Here is a 2,385-nt window from a genome sequence, read left to right as displayed (position 1 = left end):
ACCACTCACCTGCGACAACCGGTTGCGCAACTCCACCGCACCCAGGGAATCGAACCCCAGATCCCGAAACGCACGCTCCGCGTCCACCGCATCACCCGACGCATGACCCAGCACAGCAGCAACCTGACCACGCACCAGATCAAGAACGATCCGCTCCGCCTCACCCGCCCCCGCACCGGCCAACTGCCGCGCCAGCGAACCACCCACACCCGCACCACGACCCGGCACCCGCACCAGCCCACGGAACAACGCCGGCAACAACCCCGCCCGCGCCTGCACCCGCAACACACCCACATCAAGCAACACCGGCGCCACCAACGCCTCACCCACACCCAACGCCCGGTCGAACAACCCCAGACCGAGATCGGTGGACAGGGCAGCCGTGCCCATGCGTTCGAGACGGGCGATCTCGGCCTCGCCGAGTTCACCGGCCATGCCACCGGACGTGGCCCACAGGCCCCAGGCCAGGGCCGTCGCGGGCAGACCCGCGGCCCGACGCGAGGCGGCGAGGGCGTCCAGGAAGGAGTTCGCGGCGGCGTAGTTCGCCTGACCGGGGCTGCCGATCAAGGAGGCGACGGAGGAGAAGAGGACGAAGGCGGAGAGTTCGCTGCCGACGGTCAGCTCGTGCAGGTGCAGGGCCGCGTCCAGCTTGGGGCGCATCACGCGGTCCAACTGCTCCGGGGTCAACGACTCGATGACACCGTCGTCCAGGACACCGGCCGCGTGCACGACCGCTGTCAACGGACCCTGCACCGAGGAGATCACCGCGGCGAGCTGCTCGCGGTCGGCGACGTCGCACGCCTCCACCCGCACCCGCGCGCCCAGTTCCTCCAGCCCCGCCACCAGCGCGGGCACACCCTCACCGGCGGCACCGCGACGGCTGAGCAGCAGCAGGTTCCGGGCACCGTACTCCCGCACGAAGTGCTCCGCGAAAGCGGCACCCAGACCACCCGTGCCACCGGTGATCAGCACCGTGCCCCCGGAGGGGAGTTCGATCCCCCCGGCCACCGGGCGCGGAGCCCTCGCCAGCCGCGGGGCGTACAGCCGTCCGTCCCGCAGGGCGAGTTGGGGTTCGTCGGTCGCGAGGACCCGTCCCCAGTCGGGCAGTTCCCCGCCGGTCGTGTCGACCAGGAGGAAGCGGCCCGGGTGTTCGGACTGGGCGCTGCGGACGAGGCCCCACACCGGGGACCGGCCCAGCTCCGGGGCCCGCCCGCCGATCGCGACGGCGTCGTGCGTGACCACGGCGAGCCGGGCACCGGCGAACCGCTCGTCCGCGAGCCATTCCTGGAGCAACCGCAGCGTGCGCGCGGTGACTTCGTGGGCCGAGGACGCCACGTCTCCCGCCTCCGCGTCCGCGATCACCGCGACGACCAGCTCGGGCGCTCGCGCACCCTCGGCCTGTTCCTGTTCCAGGATGTCGTCGAGCAGCGCGACCCGGGGCGTCCCGGCCGCGTCGGCCGCGGGCACGACCTCGGTCCAGTCGAGGCGGTAGAGCGCCTCGGAGTGGTCCTCGCCGGCTGTCTTGAGCTGGGACCGGTCGACCGTGCGGAACGCCAGCCGGGCGACCTGCGCCACGGGCTCGCCCTGCTCGTCGGCGATGTCCACACGAAGCGAGGAGTCACCCGCCGAGCCGAGCCGGACCCGCACCCGGGCCCGGCCGCCCTGTCCGAAGCGCACCCCGGACCAGGAGAACGGCAGCCTGGCCGAGCCGTCTCCCAGGTCGAGCCAGTCGAGCCCACCGTGGAGGGAGGCGTCGAAGAGCGCCGGGTGGATGCCGAAGCCCCTGGCCCCGTCCGCGTCCTCGTCCGGCAGCGCGACCTCCGCGAACACCTCGCCGCCGTCCCGCCAGGCGGACCGCATGCCCTGGAAGACGGGGCCGTAGTCGAAGCCGATGTCGGCCAGACGGGTGTAGAAGGCGTCCACGTCGAGGGGTTCGGCGTCCGCGGGCGGCCATTCGGCGGGCGCCCAGAGGGCGTCGGCCCGGGTGTCGTCCTGTGCCAGCAGTCCCCGGGCGTGGCAGGTTCCGTCCCGCTGTCCGTCCCCGGGCTGCGAGTAGATCGCGACCGCGCGGCGGCCGTCCTCGTCCGCTTCCCCGACCGTCACCTGTACGCGCAGATCGTCGTCGGTGTCCAGGATCAACGGGGCTTCGAGCACCAGCTCGTCGAGCAGGGCGCTGCCGACCTCGCGGCCGGCCGCGCCGACGATCTCGACCAGCGCGGTGCCGGGCACCACGATCCGGCCGAGGACACCGTGGTCCTGGGTCCAGGGCTGGGCCGTGGCCGAGATCCGGCCGGTGAACAGCCACTCGTCCCGGTCCCCGACCCGCACCCCGGCCACCAGCACCGGGTGCTCGATCCGCCCCAGCCCGGCCGCCGCCGGGTCACC

General features: G+C 73.3%; 1 protein-coding gene. It reads right to left on the bottom strand.

The window, feature by feature from the left end; all coding sequences use genetic code 11:
- Positions 1 to 2,385, bottom strand: a 2,385-nt coding sequence (locus tag GTY84_RS24360; protein ID WP_161228533.1) for a type I polyketide synthase, incomplete at both ends; no start/stop codon positions are given.

It is taken from the genome of Streptomyces sp. SID8352 (assembly GCF_009862265.1).
Lineage (GTDB): Bacteria > Actinomycetota > Actinomycetes > Streptomycetales > Streptomycetaceae > Streptomyces.
This window is presented reverse-complemented; position numbering and strand designations above follow the sequence as displayed.